Below are 18,338 nucleotides of genomic sequence, written 5' to 3'. Positions count from 1 at the left end.
CTTATTGAATTGTTCGTGGGTATTGAAATTGTTTATTGTTTAAAAAGGTATAGTCTGTCAATGTTTTCAGGAAAGCGATGATGTTCCTTTTATCTTCTTCCATCAGGTTGATCCCGTTCTTTAATTGCGAAGCGAGTGTCGGTGAGGAATGAATGGCTGATGAATAATGGAATAATACCATCTGAAGGTTCCGGTATCTACCGTCGTGCATATAAGGAGCGGACCGCTCGATATTCCGCAATGTAGGAACCTTGAATTTGAGAGAATCGGCACTTTTTTGAGTGATTTTCATCCGGCCGATGTCCTGAAGCGTGGAATCGGGAGCCAGGCCATTATTCTGAAAAGTCTGGTTTGTAAACAAAGGTTCTGAGTGACAGGAAGCACAATGTTGTTTGAACAAAGCATATCCTTTGTTTTCAGAATCGGTAAACTGAACACCCGCTTCGCCCCGCATCACGCGGTCGTATTTGGAATCGGAGCTTACCAGAGTAAGCATGAACTGCGAGATGGCTTTCAAAAAACGTTCGCCGGTGATAGTTTCCGAATGAAAAGCATTTTTGAAAAGCTGCCTGTATTTTTCCTGCTTACGGATCTTTTGAAGCACATTCGGCAAGGTTTCATCCATTTCCAGGTGGTTTTCCAAAGGAGCAAGTGCCTGCATATCGAGATGATTGACCGCTCCGTCCCACATAAACGTTTTTCCCCAGGCCAAATTCACCAAAACCGGGGAATTCCGTGTTCCGATGCGGTCTTTGATTCCATGGCTCAATGCGTGATCTGCGTGTGTGAATGCATTGTAGGGAGAATGACAACTTGCGCAGGAAACCGAACTGTCTGAAGACAAAACCGGATCGTAGAAAAGAACCCTGCCTAATTGCACGGTTGCAGAATCCAGGGGATTCTTTTTGAAATTATAGACCGGTTCAGGCCAATGCGCAGGTGTTTTCCAAAGTCTTTCCGTATAACGAAAAGAAATTGTCAGTAAAATGACCAGCAGGCAAACCAGTTCAACCTTTTTCATCGTTTCAGGTCAATGGATTTAGCCAGCAATCGGGCATATTCAACAGCCCGGGAACCCGGCGACATTACTTGTCGTTCTGTTTTGCCGCTTATAACACGCTCCAACAGGAAATTCAGGTCGATAGTTATTTGCGGGGTTTTCCCGGAATCTGTTTTCAATACAATTTGCTGTGCACCGAAAAATGGATGAGCGTACCCACCGAGATGCAACTGAAATGCTTCTTTTTCCGGCGTTAAGAACGTTCCTTCCAGTTTGCAGTTGATATAACCGCTTTGCCAACTCCAGTACATGCCGTGCATCGGGTCCAATGCTCCGGCCATAGCACCTGAAGTATTTGTAGCGCTATCTATTCCGAATAAAAAACGGATTTCGTCCACTTCAAAGGCAGCTATACCCGGAAAAACCAATTTTCGTGTCGAATCAATTTCAAAATCCACCAAATAAGCCGGAACCGGATCCCGGAATGTCAGCTGTCCGTTATGATAAAACTCAAATTTCGACAGGTAAAACCGTGCCTGCTCCAGCTGGAAAGAATAAGCGTCTGATTGAACAGGAGTATTTAAACCGATGGCCTGATTCTCACATTTCAGGCTTATGTCCACGGTCAATTGTCCCCACCCGAAAAGTGGTACCAGGAACAGGCAATATGTGGCAATTTTAATCAAGGACGAGGTCTTTTTCCGGGTGAAAACAAGTGAGCAATTTCCCGGTTCAGGGCTTTAAACTGTTTTTTCTGATCCGGCCTGCACAACTTCTGTATGTCTTTGAAATGATTGAAATGAATATGCTCGATCTTTGCTTCCACCTTCAAAATTTCCTGCAATAAACTATCTGAAAAAGGTTCATCCAGGTTTGCGTAGAGTTTTTGTTTTTGCTGCTGCAATTCTTTTTGAGCGTTTTCAATTGCACTTCTGTGGCCTTGTATCAACACATCGTATTCGGCTACCTGCTTCTCATCGAAGTGTAATCTTTCGATAATTTCATTCCGGGGCCCGTGATGCCTTCTCTCCGGAGCCATCCACCATTTGTAAATGAACAAAGCATTACTTAGCAGCAATACGACTATGAATCCGTTCCTGATCACTGACTTTTTCATGGGTACAATTGATTGGAAGGTGTCAAATTCATTTCTGAAACCAGATTCGCATCGGTTTCGGAGGAACTTTTTGCCCCCAGCACCAGGATGTTCAAAGTGATGATCATTGCAATTCCCGCCAGGTAAATCACTGTCTGCTTCGTTGAAAGCTTTTCGAGCAATTGTTCCTGCACTTTCGCCTGGATACGCGTAAAAAGGAAGGGCGAAACTTCTGCCGCTTCTATTTTTTCCAGGATATGTAATGAATCTTTTTTCATGCTGTTCATTTTTTAGACGACATTTTGAAGGTTAACCCTCGCTGTCCGTTATTTTTTTTGAAAGATTTGTTTTTGCCCGCTGCACCAAAGATTCTACAGCCTTCGGTGTAAGCTCCATAATCACTGCTATTTCAGCCAATGGAAGCTGCTCTATTTTATTCAGGATTAAAGCAGTTTTTTGATTATCCGGAAGTTCATTGATACACGAAAAAATGAATGCTGTTTCCTCCTTGTTCTCGATTAAAACTCCCGGGTGATTGAATTCAACGGAATCATTTTCGGTCAGTTCGCTCGTAAACCAAAAGAAGCGTTTCTTCCGTTTTTTTGCTTTCAGGAAATCCAGTGATTTATTGATGGTAATCCGGTAAAGCCAGGTACTGTGATTGGCTTCATTCCGGAATTTATCCAATGATTTATAAGCCGCCAGGAAAACATCCTGTGTGATTTCTTCGGCATCGTTTGAATTTTGAACATACTGCAATGCCAGGTTATAAACCTGTTTGGCATATTTTTCATACAGTAGTTCGAGTGTCATTTATGTTCCAGTAGTCCTTAAGAAGCATAATGATACTAAAAGTTTAATTGCCCGGATTTATTTCCGGTAAACATCCATGGCAAATTTGGAAAGTGCTTTCGAACGGAAAGGGTCCGTTACTTCCCTGATTTGAATGAATTCCGTGAGCAGGTAAGCGTTCTCGCCAATCGGGTAGCCTTTTGCCTCGAAGAACAAAAACTGTTGTTTTCGTGTCAAATCCTCTTCGTTATAATTCCAGACACCGGTCTTCTTATAGGAAGCAGAATCCATGTAAATCACCAGTGGTTTTTCCTGGTCATTCCGGATAGATACATAGGGCGCATACAACTGGTTGTTTTCCTTCAACAACGCATACAGGCGCAATTCATCTGTCAACCGGTTCTTTCGCTGTGCTTTTTTGTAAGCATGCTCATACCCTGCAAGTTCTTTTTCAGCCTGATCCTCAGGTAAACCGTAGGCACTGAATCTGTTTATCCACGGAAAATCCACCTCTCCTTTTAGCTCCACGATTTCCTGGCCACTAACAAAGGAATAAAATCCGAAAAATAATAGGAATAACAAAAGCGATTTCATGCAGACAAAATTGTTTCACTTAAAGTTACCTATTCGCAGGTTAGAATTACAGGATCATAACCTTTTAATAACATTTTGCTCTCAAAACATTCATTATTTCACCCTATCTTTGCGGTGAAAAATTGAACTTGTAATCCTTGAGGCACAAGATCCGTTGCTGAAACCAGGTTCAATTAGAGTTTATTTACGGTCAAAAATGCGTTTTCTCAGCGTACTTATTCCACTATTAGGAATTATTTCATTTCAATCCTACTCACAACAACTAATCATCAATGAAGTTTCCCAGGGAACCGGTTCTGCCGAATATGTAGAATTACTGGTTATCGGAACTCCAAGCTGTCAGACTCCAACACCTTGCATGGATTTGAGAGGAGTTGTCCTGGATGACAATAACGGGTATTTTGCGGCAGGAAGCGGAACAGGGATTGCACAAGGTGCGGTACGTTTTGCCAATAATGCATTTTGGAGCTGTATTCCACAGGGAACTATGATTGTGGTGTACAACGACAATGACCGCAATACGGCTATTCCACCGGATGATTTAAGTATGTCGGACGGAAACTGCCGGTTGATTATCCCGGTAAATTCCAACTTGTTGGAAGGACAAAGCATCAGTCCGGCAGCAGGAAACACGGCTTACCCGACGACTGGCTGGTTTGCAGGCGCAGGTACGTGGAACCAGGTTGCTATGTCAAATTCAGGGGATTCTTTCCTGATTATGACGAGCATCAGTGCTGCTTCCCCTTCTCACGCTGTAAGCTACGGAAACAACAGCACCAATGCGATTATTTATTTTTCCGGAGGAGCGTCCGGAAAAGTATTCTCCATGACCAATAACACCAATAACAATCCCTCACTTCAGGCAAACTGGACTTCCGGAAATGTGGGAACGAATGAAACTCCCGGAGCCGCGAATAACACCGCAAACAGTGCATGGATCGCTTCTATGAATCCGCAATGTGGAATTACCAACGGATTGCAAGCCACTGCAACAGCAACACCTACAGGTTGCGGGCCAACTTGCACCGGAACTGTTACAACTACTGTTACAGGCGGAACGGCTCCATACAGCTATTCCTGGACAGGAAGCGGAGCTACAACAGCAAACCTTTCCTCCCAATGTGCAGGAACTTATACGGTGACCGTAACAGATGCAGGAGGATGTTCGACAACTGCACAAGCTACCGTAACTTCTTCCGGTGGCGCAACTATCAATGTTACTGCAACTGCTGTAAATGAAACCTGTCCGGGTGCATGCAACGGTTCAGTCTCTGCAACAGTTACCGGCGGATCGGCTCCATACAGTTATTCCTGGACAGGAAACCCGGCTACAACAGCAACCATTTCCAATTTATGCCCGAACAATTATTCCGTTACCGTAACAGACCAGAATGGTTGTACAGGTTCTGCACAGGCAACAGTTGCAGCAGGAACAGCTTTAAATGTAACAGCAGGTGCGGTGAACGAAACGTGTACGAATGCATGCAACGGTTCTGTTTCAACAACAGTAACCGGCGGATCGGCTCCCTACAGCTATTCCTGGACCGGAAACCCGGCTACCACAGCAATTATTTCCAATTTATGCCCGAATAATTATTCCGTTACTGTAACCGACCAAAACGGTTGTACAGGTTCTGCACAGGCAACAGTTAGTGCCGGAGCAGGCTTGAACGTAACAATCACTTCTTCCAATGAAACGTGTGCAGGTGCATGCGACGGCGGATTAACGGGAAGCGCTTCGGGAGGAGCAACGCCTTACTCCTATTTATGGTCTGACAACAGCACTTTTGCGAATATTTCGAATAAATGTCCCGGAACTTACTCGGTAACTGTAACCGACCAGAATGGTTGTACCGGAAATGCTTCCGGAACCGTAGGAGCCGGCCCGGCTGCCCCCGATGCAACCATTATTACAACAGGTCCTTTCGCTACCACAGACGCTCCTGTTCAATTTACCGCAACAACTCCCGGAGGAACATGGACAGCAAATTGCGGAACGTGTATTTCAGCTTCCGGAGTGTTCAATCCTGCTTCTGCCGGAGCAGGAACATACCAGATTTGCTATACGGTAGGAAACGGCGGATGTTCCGACCAGGATTGCAAAAGTATCGTAGTAACAGGATGTACTCCTCAAACAACCAGTGAATCGCACAGTATCTGTCCGGGCGATTCTTACACCTTCAACGGACAAACTTTTACGAACGCAGGTTCCTACCCCTTTGTATTTACCGGACAAAACGGCTGCGATAGTACACATACGTTGAATCTTTCGGTATTCACTGTCACTCCGAGTTCCAATAACATTACGCGTTGTGAGGGAGATTCTGTCATCGTTGAAGGAACCTGGTACTATGAATCAGACAATGTAGTGATCAACATTACAGATGCAAACGGTTGTCCGACAACCCATACTACTCAAATCGTATTTGAGGATTGCAGCATTGAAGACTATGCGGTTTTCATCCCGAACGTGTTCACGCCGAATAATGACAACATCAATGACTTCTTCTCGGTAAGTATCATGGGAGGTTACCTGGTGGAAGGTTTCATCCTGAACAGATGGGGAAATACCATCAAGGAATTCCACGAAAACGACCTGAAATGGGACGGAAGAACCCAGGACGGAATGATGGTACAGGATGGAGTTTACACGTATGTTTTTATTATCTCAGATAACAACGGGCACAAAACCCGATACAATGGATTCGTGACGGTGATCAGGTAAGAAACAAAGTTCAACTAAAAGAATGCGGGTAATTGGATATTACACGAATTCTTTTGTTTAAATGGTTCAAAATGTTGAACATTTAAACTTTTGAACCATTGAACTTACCCTATTTCTTCACCCGTATCCCGATCACATTCGGTAAGCGCCAGAAAGTTTCATTGGTATCCTTTGCATAAGTTCCCGCAACATAGCTTCCCACCTTTTGCAGGCAAAAATCCCCGATGCTGACATACAAACTGGTTTCCGGGCCGCCCTCCATGTAAATGGCATTGTGAAGCGGATCAGGGAATTGCTTCATAAAAGCGATCAGTTCATTCGGAGTAAAAGGAGACCGGTTGAAAATAAGGATCAGGTTCTCCTGGTCGTCGTGGGCACAAACCAGCATGCTGCACGCTTGGTTCTTTTTCCAGTTCATCGGGTTACCGGCACAATCCAACATGCGTATTCCCTGGGCAAAGCTCGTATATTTTTCCCGGATCGAATCGTAGGCAATGCACTGCATATCATATACTACCGCATCCATTGCATTGAGTGTGTCAACCGGGTTGATCGCAAACATGACATTCCATCCTTCTTTGAATGCAAACTGGTTGTGGTGATCCCGGTTTTTCAACAATCCCCTGCTGATCAGCGGTTTTGCAAGGTCATACATTCCCGCGTTGAAGACGATATTCAGATTCATGGTATCTGCCCATACATTCACGGGCCTGGAAATACTGTCCATGGCAGAAGCGGTAAACAGGTCAAATTCCACTTGCTTCGGATCGATTTTCAACATAGTCAGTTTGGAATCACCGATAATGGACTTCAAAGGTGCATCCGTTTCACAAAATTGCACACCCTTCCCGATCTGCTGCCATTTCACCACCAGGTCCATGGTATCTTTCGGTCGCTTATAAAGCGTATCTGTTCTGTCCTGGGCGAAAATAATCCCGGAACAACCTAAAAGAAATATCGTGATTCCGGCACTAAGACTTCTCATTCCAGTCAAACTTCTTTTTTTCAAACGGGAAAAGATCAAAAAGCTCGCCGGAATAATAGAACTGGTACGCAATTGCACCGAAAGAATAAGGTTTTTCATAAATCTTGATCGTAGAACCTCCAACTCTCGGATTGGGTTTTGGTTTCGATTGCGGATATCCTACATTGAACAAGGTAGCCAAAATTTCCGGACGTTTGTCAATCGGGTAACCGGCTTTTTCCCACTGTACTTTCACCTGCTTTAAAAACAAAGCTGCATACAGGTAGGAATAATAATGGTTGTGAAAGTCCGTGAGGCGATCAATACGTTCTTTGTTAATGCTTGCCGTGTCTTGTCCCACAAAATTCAATAACCCCTCGTATTGAGGCCCCAGATAGTAAATGCTCGACGGATCTTTCAGGTTGTGCTCGATATTCATTGCCGTTTGCTCCTTAATACCGGTTACACCGAACGAGAATTGCGACTCCACGGAAAGTACTTTCAGCGGCCCGATCCATTTTTTATATGCTTCCCGCGAAGAATTAAACAAACGGATTTGTTCTCCAACCAGGCAGGATACGATTAAGCGGCCCTCTACCCCCGTTTGCTTTGCCACCGAATCGATTAGTTTCTTGTCTTTCGAAACAGCTTCCTTAAAGGTTTTCCATTCCGCGATATTCATCCACTCAAAAGCACTCAGATTCGTTACTTCTTTGGTTTGCTTCGCGTTGAATTTAATCCGTGAAAGTGCCTTTCTATACGATTTATTGTCTTTTAACTGCAAATCGACCGCATCGAGCATACGCAATACTTCGTATTCATCCGCCCCTTTTTGAAGAGCCGCCAAAATGTACTGTGCATTTTGAGGATAATATTCATTCAGGACAATGATACGCTCCATTGCTTCGTAGCGTTTTTGTACCATGGTTGCACTGTCGACCTTAAAATCCTGGTTATACTTATCCTGCATTTCCTGGAAATAACGGTTGTTTGCATCAACAATACCACCTTCCTTGGTCCATCCGAGTTGAATGGCTGCATAGGAAACCGTCAGGAAAAAGCCGATCGCGGCAAACAGAAAGGTCAGGGTGAAGAATGGAATTTTAAACCATTTGCTTTTAAATAATCTTTTCACTGGAAGATAAATTTTGGCGCAAAAGTACTATGTTTCAACTAAGTTTATTCGAATGAGCAAATAAAAATCAATTCCTTAGACGGATTATTCTTTCAACCGCACAAAATGACAATATTCCGGCATGTGAAAAGGTTGAATGCCATAACCTTCCGTGCTCGGATAAGATGAATGCAGCCACAAGACTTTATTTTTGAGATCCATGTGCGAAACAATTCCACAATGTCCCCAGGAATTCGGATACCAGAACTGAACAAAATCTCCCGGGAGAACCTGTGACGGATCAGTAATTTCGATTCCTCTTCCGTTGGAAACAAGCGCGTGAACAACTCCTTTCGGATAAGGCAATCCTTCTTTCATTTGCCGGTAAACGTCCTTGATGCTTTCCCGCGGCTGATCTATCCGGATATTGACGGTATCTTCCGAAGTCAATTGCATAAAATGTCCCAAAACTCCGATCACAAATTCGGTACAGACAGCACTTTCATAAGTCGGGGAAATGGTTCTTCCGTAGATCATTGCAGTATCCAGCACTTGCCGGTTTATTCCCGGAAGTTGTTTCAATGAATCTATTGCCGGTTTTTGGGCACAGCTCAGGCAAGCAATCATCAAGGTGATTAAAAAAACTCTTTCTTTCATGGATTATTGTCAGGAGAAAGGTACTTGAAAATTCGGTACTTTTGTTCCGGCTAACTCATTGATCGTAATCGTTTAATCAATCTCATGATGCTTTCACCGGTAATTATCACTTCCAATCACATCGAACTTTCGAATTTCAGACTGAACAAAAGCGGATATTCCATCACTCTGATCCTGATGTACATTACAATTTTGATTCCGGTCATTGTAAGCATCCTGATTTTTTCGTCAGGTGGGAAACCTAGCTTCGGGTTGTTCATTTCCTGGGCCATTTTTGGTTTTATCGCTTACTTTTTCTACCGGCTGGCGACCTGGAACAAGCACGGAAAAGAATATTTTATCCTTGAAAACGACCGGTTGATTTACAAGCCGCAAGCCAAAAACATTTCCTATAAAATCCACGAATTCAACGTTGAAAACCTGGTTGTTTCCATAGTCCAATCGACCGATACAGTCACATACGATGGTGTTACACAAAACCTGGCCTGGTTGCGTTTCAGGGAAGGAGAAAACAGTATTCAAACGAATATAAAAACACCTCAGTCTGTAATTCTTGGAATTGTTCAAACACTCGAAGCAAGAGGAATTAAAAACGACCTTTTCCTGGACAATATCAAAGAGTGAGTAACCGGGCGCTATCCGTTAATGCGTTTTATTCTACCTTTGCATTATGGATAACAATTACGTTTTTTACAAGCTTCGCAAAATTTATCAATGGGACGAAGAGAAAATCGGGAACCTCTTCAAGTCGGTTGAATTCATTGTTTCTCCGCTGGACATTTTTGCCTGGATGAAGCAGGAACAGTACGAAGGTTTCAAAGCCATGCCCGACCAGGCACTGGCAGCTTTACTGAACGGTTTCATCGTAGACCGGAGAGGATTGAAAGACGGAAAAATCCCGGAAGCAGAGGAAAAACTTACCAATAACATTATTTTCCGCAAGCTGCGAATTGCCTTGAATTTCAAGGACGATGATATTGTGGAAACATTGAAGAAGGCGGATATCCGAATCGGTAAACCCGAACTGAATGCTTTTTTCAGAGATCCGAAACACCCGCATTACCGGGTTTGCGGCGACCAGTTCCTGCGCAACTTTCTCCGCGGACTTCAGTTAGGAACCAATCAAAAACGGACATAGTTATGCTGATTTCAACTACTGCTTTTTTAATTTTCAAGTTTGCTGCGGGGATCGCTTTATTTGCAATCTGTTTTTACCTAATCAAACAGCACCTGGAGCAAAAGAAGAAAACGGTGATCAGCATCCTCGCCGGAGTAATTGGCTTCAGCGCCGTTCAGTTGACCTGCTCCAAAGTTTACATCATTGACAGGGACCTGATTTACGAGGAATACTACCTGATGGGAAGCACCAAACAGGCTTTGGGTAACGGGAAAACCATCTCTGTTTCTCCAAACCGCTTTGATGATGTTACCATCATTAATAAATCCGAATTCAAATTAATCCTGGAAGAGGTTATTTACACGGATAATGCGAACAGCGTGCATGCCGACGGTGATTATGAAATAGCTCCTCACTCAGCCTTCGAAGTCTTTTTGCCCGGTAATGAGATTACGTATTTCTTCGAGCAGAATATTCCGGATGCTATTGAAGTGCGAAACGGTAGTTCCAAAACACAGTATTGGTTGCGTCTGGAAAGCCAGAGCGGAGATAATGAAACGATGGAAGCAGTGGATTGACCACATAGAATCTATTTGGTTAAAACCTCAGTTTCGTCATTTCCAGACTCAACAGATCGAAAATGTGAAAGATATTGAGATTGATCTCCAATTCCAGGATGCATTTTAAGGCTTCATTGGCCATCAATGTTCCGATCACTCCCGGAACAACTCCTAAAACACCGTTATCCGAGCAATTCGGAACATCTTCTGCGTTCGGAGGCTCCGGAAATAAATCCCGCAGGTTTTTACTTCCCCGGTGATTGAAAACCGCCAACTGTCCCTGGAAACCGAGAATGCTTCCGTAGACCAATGATTTTCCCAATTCCACACAAGTATCATTTACCGTATAGCGCGTCAGGAAATTATCACAGCCATCGATCACCAAATCGAATTGTGACAAAATGAATGCTGCATTTTCATCCGTGAGTGCACAATCAAAAAGCTCTATTTGCGTATCGGGGTTTTGGGCCAACGCCCGTTCTTTAGCTACTTCCGCTTTCTTCTCCCCCACATCTTCGGGACCGTACAAAACCTGGCGGTGTAAATTCGAATGTTCGATCACATCAAAATCCACAATGCCGATTGTTCCTACACCACATGCAGACAAATACTGCACGATCGGACAACCCAAACCTCCGGCACCAATAACCACAACTCTTGCGTTTTTTAGCTTTGCCTGGCCTAACAATCCCACCTCATCCAGGATTGTTTGTTTGGTGTAGCGTTTTGATTCGTTGGAACTAAACATGAGAAGTTCTTTCTTTATTGGAAACTCCTTCATCCCCTAAATTGTCAGCCACCCTCCTTGGTCCTCCCTCAAGGGAGGAAAAAGAATAACTTCTGTCCCAGTCTTTCCAAACGGCTTCGTAACCTTGTTTCCGGATTAGTTCAGCGATTTCCTCCACCGGGCGTTCATCCGAAATTTCAAATTGCTCCAGGGATTCAGGCTCAACGACATATCCTCCCGGGTTGGTTTTCGAACCGGCGCTCATGGTGGTAACTCCCAAAGGAATGACATGGTTTCTGAAATGTTCCGATTCGCGGGTAGAAACGGATAATTCCACATCTTCATTGAACAGGCGGTAAGCGCAGATCAGCTGTACCAATTCCCGGTCGCCAACTATCACATTGGGTTCAATGATTCCTTCTGCCGGGCGCATTCTCGGGAAAGAGATCGAGTACTTGGTTTGCCAGTACGTTTTCTGCAAATAGTCTAAATGCAACGCGCAGAAAAACGAATCTGTACGCCAGTCTTCCAGGCCCAGTAAAATACCTAAACCGATCTTGTGAATTCCCGCTCTTCCACAACGGTCGGGTGTGTCCAAACGGTACTCAAAATTCGATTTCTTCCCTTTCGGGTGATATGCTTTGTATACTTCCTGGTGATACGTTTCCTGGTAAACCAAAACGGAATACACCCCGGCCTCATGTAAAACACCGTATTCGGCTTCATCCAGAGGTTGTACTTCGATCGAAATGTTGGCAAATTCATTCCGGATCAAATCCATGACCCGCTTGAAATAAGGCACGTGAACCGTATGGTTCGCTTCACCCGTAACCAGCAAAATATGATTGAATCCACGTTCCTTCAAGTAAGCAACTTCCTGCAGGATTTCGTCATCCGTCAGCGTTTTACGACGGATCTTATTGTCGAAACTGAACCCGCAATAAGTACAAATATTGTTGCATTCGTTGCTCAGGTACATCGGTGTATAAAGCTGAATGGTTTTTCCAAAACGTTTTTGGGTCAGTGCATTGCTTTCCTGCGCCATCTGTTCCAGGTAAGGTTCGGCAGCCGGAGAAATCAATGCCTTGAAATCTTCCAAGGTTCGTTTCCCGGCAGACAAGGCACGCTCTACATCTGCAGCTGTTTTGCTGTAAATGGAAGACTTTATTTCGTCCCAATTTGTTTCAGCGAATATTTCTTTGAAATTCATAATCAATCCTCATATTACCCCCCTCCTCGATCCTCCCTCAAGGGAGGAGGCGAATTCAATTTCCCTCCTTGAGGAGGGATTAAGGTCTGACGACTCTAACGAGTATCAGACTCCGTCAGAGGAGGTGGCAATTATTATTTCACATATTCAAAAATCCTGTCAACGGGCTGGAAGCATTTGCAGAACGGGAAATTGCTCCCAAACCGGCTTCATAAGCCATTCTTCCGGATTCCACTGCCATTTTAAAAGCCAAAGCCATTTCTTCCGGGTTCTTTGCAACAGCAATTGCCGTATTTACCAAGACAGCATCTGCCCCCAATTCCATGGCGTGTGCAGCATGCGACGGAGAGCCGATTCCCGCATCCACAATAACAGGAACACGACTTTGCTCAATGATAATTTCCAAAAAATCCAGGGTTTTCAGTCCTTTATTCGTACCGATCGGTGCTCCCAATGGCATCACAGCAGCTGTTCCTGCATCTTCCAATCGCTTGCACAGAACAGGATCAGCATGAATGTACGGCAGGATCACAAATCCTAATTTTGCCAACTCTTCGGTTGCTTTCAATGTTTCTATAGGATCCGGAAGCAAGTACTTGGGATCCGGGTGGATCTCCAGTTTCAACCAATTCGTTTCCATGGCCTCGCGTGCCAATTGTGCCGCAAAAACAGCTTCTTTCGCATTTCTTGCGCCGGAAGTATTCGGCAATAAGTTGATGTGGTTATGATTCAAATGAGCCAACAGGTCATCTGTTTCGGTCTCCAAATCCACACGTTTCAACGCCACAGTCACCAATTCGGAACCCGAAGCCAACACGGCTTGTTCCATTTGTTTGGAAGAACCGAATTTCCCGGTACCTAAAAACAAACGCGACTTTAATTCTTTATCTGCCAGTTTAAGCATAATTCAATGTTTGATCAATTTCACTTACCAATGTTCCCCTGTCCGGTGCTTCCGAGATCATTCCCGAAACGGCGATTCCGTAAACACCTGTTCTTTTCAACAGTTCCACATCATTTTGTACAATTCCCCCGATTGCATAGATCGGGATCGATAGTCCGGCTAATTCCAGTTCTTTCGTAATCCGTTGGTATCCTTCAAAACCAAGAAGCGGACTTAACTTCTCTTTTGTAGCAGTAAAACGCAATGGTCCTAATCCTACATAATCGCACTTTTCACGGATTCGCTGCAATACATCCTCCAATGTATTCGCTGTTCCCCCGATAATTTTAGAAGATCCTAAAGCTTTACGTGCTTCTTCGATCGAATCATCCGTCAATCCCAAATGAATACCGTCTGCATCTACTGCTTTGGCTATTTCAATGGAATCGTTGATGATCAAAAGTGCATTTGCATACGTACACCAAATGCGGGCCTGTGAAGCAACTTCCAGGAATTCTTCCCGCGAAGCTTTTTTAAACCGGACCTGTATCATTTTACAACCGGCTTCCAGCGCATTTGAAATATTCTTTTTTTGTTCTTCGACAGTATCTCCGTGAGATATGTACTGAATCTTACTCAACATGGTATGCTAATAAATATTCGTTACTTGAAAGTCTTTTTTCGATGTATTCTTTTGCTTCCCGGCAAGCCTCCGGTAATTTTTTTCCCAGTGCCAGGCTGGAAGCAATTGCTGCGGAAAGGATGCATCCCGAACCGTGTTTGGAAGGATGTTTTGCAGTCTCTGATTTCGAAGGTATTTCCCGTGGAATTCCACCTTCAAACAACAGATCTACTCCCAAACGCACAGCGCTGTGTCCCCCTTTCAAAAGTACATTCGTCCGTTTTGCCAGTTGGAAAGCCGCCTCAATCTCATCCTCCATTTTGGCAATCCTTCTCACTTCATGCACATTCGGAGTGATCAGATCGATGCTGTCCAGAATCTGGTTCAGCCAATCTTCATTCCAGCTATCATGCAGTTCAAAACCGGATGAAGCGGATAAAACCGGGTCCCAAACGATGGGAATCCGCGGAAAGGTTCTTCTTACGAGTGCAACCAGTTCCAGCAGGATTTCCAGGTTTTGCACAATCCCGATCTTCACAGCTGCCATTTCGTAAGTGCTTAAAAGCGGCTGCAACTGGGCAGTAATTGTTTGCTTACCGAACCAGTCAACCGAAAGGAACTCGCTTTCCGTTTGGTTGGTATTCGCAGTCAGAACGGCCATTCCCAGGCAGCGATGCTGTTCAAACGTTTTCACGTCTGCAAGCACACCTGCTCCACCCGTGGGGTCGAAACCCGCCATGCTGAGAACTATGGGACGTTTGTATTTCATGTTTATTTAAAATATCAATTTGTTGGGGGCGTCCCGTACGTACGGGACGTCTCTACACAATTTCAATTCATTGATGGGATCCGGATTATTCCAGATGCTCCCTAATAATGCTGCTCCGTCAAATCCCATTTCGATTACCTGCTTCACATTCTCTGCCTGAATTCCCCCTAAACCGATTAATCGCATGGTTTTATTTCTTCGGTTTCCGAGGTCAAACTCCACAGCTTTGTATTCGGTTTTCGAAATACTGTCAAACACCGGACTCAAAAACGCATAGGCAAAATGGTCCGGAAGTTCGTTATATGCTTCGACACTGTGAACGGAAGTCGAATAAGTAAACTCCTGCGCTTCTCCGTTCCAGTTCTCCGATTCCCACTTCTGGCGGTCTCTTTCGGAATAATGAAAACGGTTCAGCCCGATACTTTTCCCCCATTCATGATCGTGATGTAAAACCAGTTTCGAACGGTATTCTACAGAAATCTCATTCACCCATTTCAACAGCGATTCTTCACTTGCTCCGTATTTTCGAATATGGAACAAATCCAATCCGGCGTGAAAGAGTTGATTGACAAGCGCTGTCTCACCGGATCTGAAATCGCTATCTGAAAGGACGATCAACATGTCTTGAAGGGTTCAAACAAAGTTTAAAAAGTTCAAAAAGGTTCAAAGGGTTCAAATCTTCTTCGCTCTGCGAGCTCCGAAGGTTCAATGTTGTTGAAAGAATGAAACATTTGAACATTTGAACATTTGAACATTTGAACATTTGAACATTTGAACATTTGAACATTTTCTTTACGAATAAATCTGACTTCCTTTGGTTTTAAATTCCTCTGATTTTTCGAACATTCCCGATTCTGCCGCATCGCGGATATCCTGTGTGATTTTCATCGAACAGAATTTCGGACCGCACATCGAACAGAAATGAGCTACTTTCGCTCCTTCCGCAGGAAGTGTTTCATCGTGGAATTCACGTGCCGTATCCGGGTCCAGAGACAGGTTGAACTGATCTTCCCAACGGAACTCGAAACGTGCCTTGCTCAAAGCATTATCTCGGTATTGTGCTCCCGGATGTCCTTTCGCCAAATCTGCAGCATGCGCCGCCAGTTTATAGGTAATTACCCCGTCTTTTACGTCCTTGCGGTTCGGTAAGCCCAAATGTTCTTTCGGAGTCACGTAACACAACATGGCTGTTCCGAACCAACCGATCATTGCCGCTCCGATAGCAGATGTAATGTGGTCGTAACCCGGTGCGATATCTGTTGTCAATGGCCCGAGCGTGTAAAAAGGTGCTTCGTGACATTCTTTCAACTGCTTGTCCATGTTTTCCTTGATCATGTGCATCGGAACGTGTCCCGGACCTTCGATCATTACCTGAACATCGTGTTTCCAGGCAATTTTTGTCAGTTCGCCCAAAGTTTCCAATTCTCCGAACTGAGCCGCATCGTTTGCATCCGCCAATGATCCCGGACGCAATCCGTCACCCAGGGAAAATGCTACGTCATACGCTTTCATGATCTCACAAATCTCTTCGAAATGCGTGTACAGGAAATTCTCTTTGTGGTGCGCCAAACACCATTTCGCCATGATGGAACCACCGCGGGAAACAATTCCCGTAACGCGTTTTGCAGTCAGAGGAATATAACGCAACAATACTCCCGCGTGAATTGTAAAGTAAGAAACTCCCTGCTCTGCCTGTTCGATCAGCGTATCACGGAAAATTTCCCACGTCAGGTCTTCTGCAATTCCGTTTACTTTTTCCAAAGCCTGGTAAATCGGAACAGTACCGATCGGAACCGGTGAATTGCGGATAATCCATTCACGTGTTTCGTGGATATTCTTCCCGGTGGAAAGGTCCATGATTGTATCAGCCCCCCAACGGCAAGCCCAAACTGCTTTTTCCACTTCTTCTTCGATGGAAGAAGTAACAGCAGAGTTCCCGATGTTCGCATTGATCTTCACCAGGAAATTACGGCCGATAATCATCGGCTCGGATTCCGGGTGATTGATGTTATTCGGGATAATTGCACGGCCTGCCGCGATTTCATCACGCACAAACTCCGGTGTAATGTATCCTTTCGGTGTATTTGCCCCGAAACTTTCCCCGGCGTGCTGAGCGGTCAGCATTTCATAACTTCCGTTCAGCTGGCTTTTCAATTCATCTACGCGCTGGTTCTCACGAATGGCAATGTATTCCATTTCCGGTGTGATAATTCCCTGTTTTGCGTAATGCAACTGGGAAACATTCATTCCCGGCTTTGCACGCAAAGGTTTGCTGATGTGTTCGAAACGCAATTCGTCCAGTTTCGCATCGTTCTTGCGCTCTTTTCCGTAATCGGAACTTACTTCCGGCAACTCTTCCACATCTCCGCGGTCCAGGATCCATTGCTCGCGTAAACGAGGCAATCCTTTACGCACGTCAATCACTGCATTGTCATCCGTGTAGGCACCACCTGTATCGTAAACAGTTACCGGAGCATTTTCCTCCAGTTTCCCGTTTGCATGTTTGGTTTGCGTCAGAGTAATCTCACGCATAGCCACCTGGATATCGTGGATCTTCCCTTTTACGTATACTTTTTTTGAGCCTGAGATAGCACCTGTGGTGATACTTCCGGCTTCGGGTGTTTTGTCTGCTTTTTTCATTTCTTTTATTGGATTTTAGGACTACATGATTTCAGGATCTTAAGACTTAAATATGTAGTTGCCCTATTAATTATTTAGTGTTCGTTTAAATGCTCCTATTTTCTTTTGGATAATTGTAAGTTGATCAACAATCGTTTCTGTTGGGATTTGATAAATTTCACCAACTAATATTAATTGGGTTTCTAATTCATAAGATGACGAAATTGCAATATCTAAAAAGCGGATAAATTCCTTTTCAGAGGATCTGCCTGAGCCCTCAGCAATATTTGAGGGGATCGAAACAGCGCATCTGTTCATCTGAGAAATCAAACCAAATTTTTCATCAATTTTCAAAGAATTTGTCAGGACATAAATTGACTTCACGAAAGACATCGATTCTTTCCAAATCTGCAGTTCTCTAAAATTGTGCGTTTTGATCATATTTAATCTTTTTAGATTTTCTAGTCCTGAAATCCTGATATCTTAATATCCTGAAGTCCGTTATCCACCCTGCGTTGCTTTAATAATTAATATATCGTCATTTTCGCTGACAGGCGTTTCCTGCCAGGAATCTTTCGGGATGACCTGCCCGTTTACGGCCACAGCAATTCCCTTTGAGTTTTCCCCCAACTGATGAAAAACGATGTTCGAAAGCATCGATTGAGCTGCTACTTCGAGTGTTTGATTGTTTACTGATATTGTCATTCCAATTGGTAATTTACGCACTTTAGGAATGACTACAAAGAATGTATCCATTTCACTTTTCCCTACGTCGGTACAAACCGAATCAGGTTCAAAGGGTATTTCTCAGTCGCAGTATGCAGACACCCCTAAAGCGATGATAAAGATAGAATGAATCGCAACGAATTAAAAATGAAAACTGTTAAAT

The 18,338-nt window shown here is 44.1% G+C and carries 22 protein-coding genes and 1 riboswitch; of the genes, 4 read left to right on the top strand and 18 right to left on the bottom strand.

The window, feature by feature from the left end; genetic code table 11:
* Position 1: 1 nt before the first annotated feature.
* The 6 genes from ABDW02_RS17145 to ABDW02_RS17120 are packed head-to-tail and all read right to left on the bottom strand — an operon-like array spanning position 2 to position 3,482.
* Positions 2-1,021 (bottom strand): cytochrome c peroxidase, encoded by a 1,020-nt coding sequence (locus ABDW02_RS17145; RefSeq protein ID WP_343636724.1) that lies wholly within the window; start codon positions 1,019-1,021, stop codon positions 2-4.
* Positions 1,018-1,686 carry an MbnP family protein gene (locus ABDW02_RS17140; RefSeq protein ID WP_343636722.1) on the bottom strand — a complete coding sequence of 223 codons (669 nt, stop codon included), beginning with the start codon at positions 1,684-1,686 and terminating at the stop codon, positions 1,018-1,020. The genes ABDW02_RS17145 and ABDW02_RS17140 overlap by 4 nt, the downstream gene beginning before the upstream one ends.
* A complete protein-coding gene (locus tag ABDW02_RS17135; protein ID WP_343636720.1) occupies positions 1,683-2,117 on the bottom strand; it encodes a hypothetical protein in 435 nt (144 codons plus the stop codon). The genes ABDW02_RS17140 and ABDW02_RS17135 overlap by 4 nt, the downstream gene beginning before the upstream one ends.
* Positions 2,114-2,374 (bottom strand): hypothetical protein, encoded by a 261-nt coding sequence (locus tag ABDW02_RS17130; RefSeq protein WP_343636718.1) that lies wholly within the window; start codon positions 2,372-2,374, stop codon positions 2,114-2,116. Before ABDW02_RS17130 ends, ABDW02_RS17135 begins: the two co-directional genes overlap by 4 nt.
* A 31-nt stretch (positions 2,375-2,405) precedes the next feature.
* The gene (locus ABDW02_RS17125; protein ID WP_343636716.1) at positions 2,406-2,909 is read right to left on the bottom strand and encodes an RNA polymerase sigma factor; all 504 of its coding nucleotides are present in this window, start codon (positions 2,907-2,909) and stop codon (positions 2,406-2,408) included.
* A gap of 57 nt (positions 2,910-2,966) precedes the next feature.
* Entirely contained in the window at positions 2,967-3,482 is a 516-nt protein-coding gene (locus tag ABDW02_RS17120; protein ID WP_343636714.1) for a hypothetical protein, read from the bottom strand.
* Positions 3,483-3,678: 196 nt separating this feature from the next.
* Here ABDW02_RS17120 and ABDW02_RS17115 point away from each other — a divergent pair, with 196 nt between their 5' ends.
* Entirely contained in the window at positions 3,679-6,207 is a 2,529-nt protein-coding gene (locus tag ABDW02_RS17115) for a gliding motility-associated C-terminal domain-containing protein (protein ID WP_343636712.1), read from the top strand.
* A gap of 109 nt (positions 6,208-6,316) precedes the next feature.
* Here the strand turns inward: ABDW02_RS17115 and ABDW02_RS17110 are convergent, their stop codons facing one another.
* The 3 genes from ABDW02_RS17110 to ABDW02_RS17100 form a co-directional block, all read right to left on the bottom strand.
* Positions 6,317-7,192, bottom strand: a complete 876-nt coding sequence (locus ABDW02_RS17110) for a hypothetical protein (RefSeq protein ID WP_343636709.1) — start codon at positions 7,190-7,192, stop codon at positions 6,317-6,319.
* Positions 7,179-8,306 carry a hypothetical protein gene (locus ABDW02_RS17105; protein WP_343636707.1) on the bottom strand — a complete coding sequence of 376 codons (1,128 nt, stop codon included), beginning with the start codon at positions 8,304-8,306 and terminating at the stop codon, positions 7,179-7,181. The genes ABDW02_RS17110 and ABDW02_RS17105 overlap by 14 nt, the downstream gene beginning before the upstream one ends.
* A gap of 84 nt (positions 8,307-8,390) precedes the next feature.
* Entirely contained in the window at positions 8,391-8,942 is a 552-nt protein-coding gene (locus tag ABDW02_RS17100; protein ID WP_343636705.1) for a hypothetical protein, read from the bottom strand.
* Positions 8,943-9,026: 84 nt separating this feature from the next.
* Here ABDW02_RS17100 and ABDW02_RS17095 point away from each other — a divergent pair, with 84 nt between their 5' ends.
* The 3 genes from ABDW02_RS17095 to ABDW02_RS17085 are packed head-to-tail and all read left to right on the top strand — an operon-like array spanning position 9,027 to position 10,637.
* Positions 9,027-9,566 (top strand): hypothetical protein, encoded by a 540-nt coding sequence (locus ABDW02_RS17095; protein WP_343636703.1) that lies wholly within the window; start codon positions 9,027-9,029, stop codon positions 9,564-9,566.
* Between the two features lie 46 nt (positions 9,567-9,612).
* Positions 9,613-10,080, top strand: a complete 468-nt coding sequence (locus ABDW02_RS17090; RefSeq protein WP_343636701.1) for a DUF1456 family protein — start codon at positions 9,613-9,615, stop codon at positions 10,078-10,080.
* Between the two features lie 2 nt (positions 10,081-10,082).
* On the top strand, positions 10,083-10,637 hold the full coding sequence (locus ABDW02_RS17085) for a hypothetical protein (protein ID WP_343636699.1): 555 nt from the start codon (positions 10,083-10,085) through the stop codon (positions 10,635-10,637).
* 19 nt (positions 10,638-10,656) lie between these two features.
* Here the strand turns inward: ABDW02_RS17085 and ABDW02_RS17080 are convergent, their stop codons facing one another.
* From ABDW02_RS17080 to thiS, 9 genes are all read right to left on the bottom strand, one after another.
* Positions 10,657-11,367, bottom strand: coding sequence for a HesA/MoeB/ThiF family protein (locus tag ABDW02_RS17080; RefSeq protein WP_343636697.1), 711 nt, complete (start codon positions 11,365-11,367; stop codon positions 10,657-10,659).
* The gene (gene thiH, locus ABDW02_RS17075; RefSeq protein ID WP_343636695.1) at positions 11,360-12,556 is read right to left on the bottom strand and encodes a 2-iminoacetate synthase ThiH; all 1,197 of its coding nucleotides are present in this window, start codon (positions 12,554-12,556) and stop codon (positions 11,360-11,362) included. The genes ABDW02_RS17080 and thiH overlap by 8 nt, the downstream gene beginning before the upstream one ends.
* 139 nt (positions 12,557-12,695) lie before the next feature.
* Complete coding sequence (locus ABDW02_RS17070; RefSeq protein WP_343636693.1) at positions 12,696-13,460, bottom strand: thiazole synthase; 765 nt, start codon at positions 13,458-13,460, stop codon at positions 12,696-12,698.
* Positions 13,453-14,082, bottom strand: coding sequence for a thiamine phosphate synthase (gene thiE, locus ABDW02_RS17065; RefSeq protein WP_343636691.1), 630 nt, complete (start codon positions 14,080-14,082; stop codon positions 13,453-13,455). The genes ABDW02_RS17070 and thiE overlap by 8 nt, the downstream gene beginning before the upstream one ends.
* Positions 14,072-14,830 (bottom strand): hydroxymethylpyrimidine/phosphomethylpyrimidine kinase, encoded by a 759-nt coding sequence (locus ABDW02_RS17060; RefSeq protein WP_343636689.1) that lies wholly within the window; start codon positions 14,828-14,830, stop codon positions 14,072-14,074. The genes thiE and ABDW02_RS17060 overlap by 11 nt, the downstream gene beginning before the upstream one ends.
* Positions 14,831-14,836: 6 nt before the next feature.
* Complete coding sequence (locus tag ABDW02_RS17055) at positions 14,837-15,451, bottom strand: thiamine phosphate synthase (RefSeq protein ID WP_343636687.1); 615 nt, start codon at positions 15,449-15,451, stop codon at positions 14,837-14,839.
* Between the two features lie 171 nt (positions 15,452-15,622).
* The gene (thiC, locus tag ABDW02_RS17050) at positions 15,623-17,470 is read right to left on the bottom strand and encodes a phosphomethylpyrimidine synthase ThiC (RefSeq protein ID WP_343636685.1); all 1,848 of its coding nucleotides are present in this window, start codon (positions 17,468-17,470) and stop codon (positions 15,623-15,625) included.
* A gap of 66 nt (positions 17,471-17,536) precedes the next feature.
* Positions 17,537-17,890, bottom strand: coding sequence for a four helix bundle protein (locus ABDW02_RS17045; protein ID WP_343636683.1), 354 nt, complete (start codon positions 17,888-17,890; stop codon positions 17,537-17,539).
* Between the two features lie 60 nt (positions 17,891-17,950).
* Positions 17,951-18,154 (bottom strand): sulfur carrier protein ThiS, encoded by a 204-nt coding sequence (thiS, locus tag ABDW02_RS17040; RefSeq protein ID WP_343636681.1) that lies wholly within the window; start codon positions 18,152-18,154, stop codon positions 17,951-17,953.
* 42 nt (positions 18,155-18,196) lie between these two features.
* Positions 18,197-18,291: riboswitch (TPP riboswitch) on the bottom strand.
* Positions 18,292-18,338 lie beyond the last annotated feature (47 nt).

It is taken from the genome of Fluviicola sp., from assembly GCF_039596395.1.
In the GTDB taxonomy this organism is placed as follows: domain Bacteria; phylum Bacteroidota; class Bacteroidia; order Flavobacteriales_D; family Crocinitomicaceae; genus Fluviicola.
Note: the sequence above shows the minus strand (reverse complement) of the source record. Positions and strands in the feature narration are given on the sequence as shown.

Excerpts from the sequence above, each read along its gene's own strand:
- ABDW02_RS17145 (WP_343636724.1), bottom strand. The coding sequence starts at position 1,021 with ATGAAAAAGGTTGAACTGGTTTGCCTGCTGGTCATTTTACTGACAATT.
- ABDW02_RS17135 (WP_343636720.1), bottom strand. The coding sequence starts at position 2,117 with ATGAAAAAGTCAGTGATCAGGAACGGATTCATAGTCGTATTGCTGCTA.
- ABDW02_RS17130 (WP_343636718.1), bottom strand. The coding sequence starts at position 2,374 with ATGAAAAAAGATTCATTACATATCCTGGAAAAAATAGAAGCGGCAGAA.
- ABDW02_RS17125 (WP_343636716.1), bottom strand. The coding sequence starts at position 2,909 with ATGACACTCGAACTACTGTATGAAAAATATGCCAAACAGGTTTATAAC.
- ABDW02_RS17120 (WP_343636714.1), bottom strand. The coding sequence starts at position 3,482 with ATGAAATCGCTTTTGTTATTCCTATTATTTTTCGGATTTTATTCCTTT.
- ABDW02_RS17115 (WP_343636712.1), top strand. The coding sequence starts at position 3,679 with ATGCGTTTTCTCAGCGTACTTATTCCACTATTAGGAATTATTTCATTT.
- ABDW02_RS17110 (WP_343636709.1), bottom strand. The coding sequence starts at position 7,192 with ATGAGAAGTCTTAGTGCCGGAATCACGATATTTCTTTTAGGTTGTTCC.
- ABDW02_RS17100 (WP_343636705.1), bottom strand. The coding sequence starts at position 8,942 with ATGAAAGAAAGAGTTTTTTTAATCACCTTGATGATTGCTTGCCTGAGC.
- ABDW02_RS17095 (WP_343636703.1), top strand. The coding sequence starts at position 9,027 with ATGATGCTTTCACCGGTAATTATCACTTCCAATCACATCGAACTTTCG.
- ABDW02_RS17090 (WP_343636701.1), top strand. The coding sequence starts at position 9,613 with ATGGATAACAATTACGTTTTTTACAAGCTTCGCAAAATTTATCAATGG.
- ABDW02_RS17085 (WP_343636699.1), top strand. The coding sequence starts at position 10,083 with ATGCTGATTTCAACTACTGCTTTTTTAATTTTCAAGTTTGCTGCGGGG.
- ABDW02_RS17080 (WP_343636697.1), bottom strand. The coding sequence starts at position 11,367 with ATGTTTAGTTCCAACGAATCAAAACGCTACACCAAACAAACAATCCTG.
- thiH (WP_343636695.1), bottom strand. The coding sequence starts at position 12,556 with ATGAATTTCAAAGAAATATTCGCTGAAACAAATTGGGACGAAATAAAG.
- ABDW02_RS17070 (WP_343636693.1), bottom strand. The coding sequence starts at position 13,460 with ATGCTTAAACTGGCAGATAAAGAATTAAAGTCGCGTTTGTTTTTAGGT.
- thiE (WP_343636691.1), bottom strand. The coding sequence starts at position 14,082 with ATGTTGAGTAAGATTCAGTACATATCTCACGGAGATACTGTCGAAGAA.
- ABDW02_RS17060 (WP_343636689.1), bottom strand. The coding sequence starts at position 14,830 with ATGAAATACAAACGTCCCATAGTTCTCAGCATGGCGGGTTTCGACCCC.
- ABDW02_RS17055 (WP_343636687.1), bottom strand. The coding sequence starts at position 15,451 with ATGTTGATCGTCCTTTCAGATAGCGATTTCAGATCCGGTGAGACAGCG.
- thiC (WP_343636685.1), bottom strand. The coding sequence starts at position 17,470 with ATGAAAAAAGCAGACAAAACACCCGAAGCCGGAAGTATCACCACAGGT.
- ABDW02_RS17045 (WP_343636683.1), bottom strand. The coding sequence starts at position 17,890 with ATGATCAAAACGCACAATTTTAGAGAACTGCAGATTTGGAAAGAATCG.
- thiS (WP_343636681.1), bottom strand. The coding sequence starts at position 18,154 with ATGACAATATCAGTAAACAATCAAACACTCGAAGTAGCAGCTCAATCG.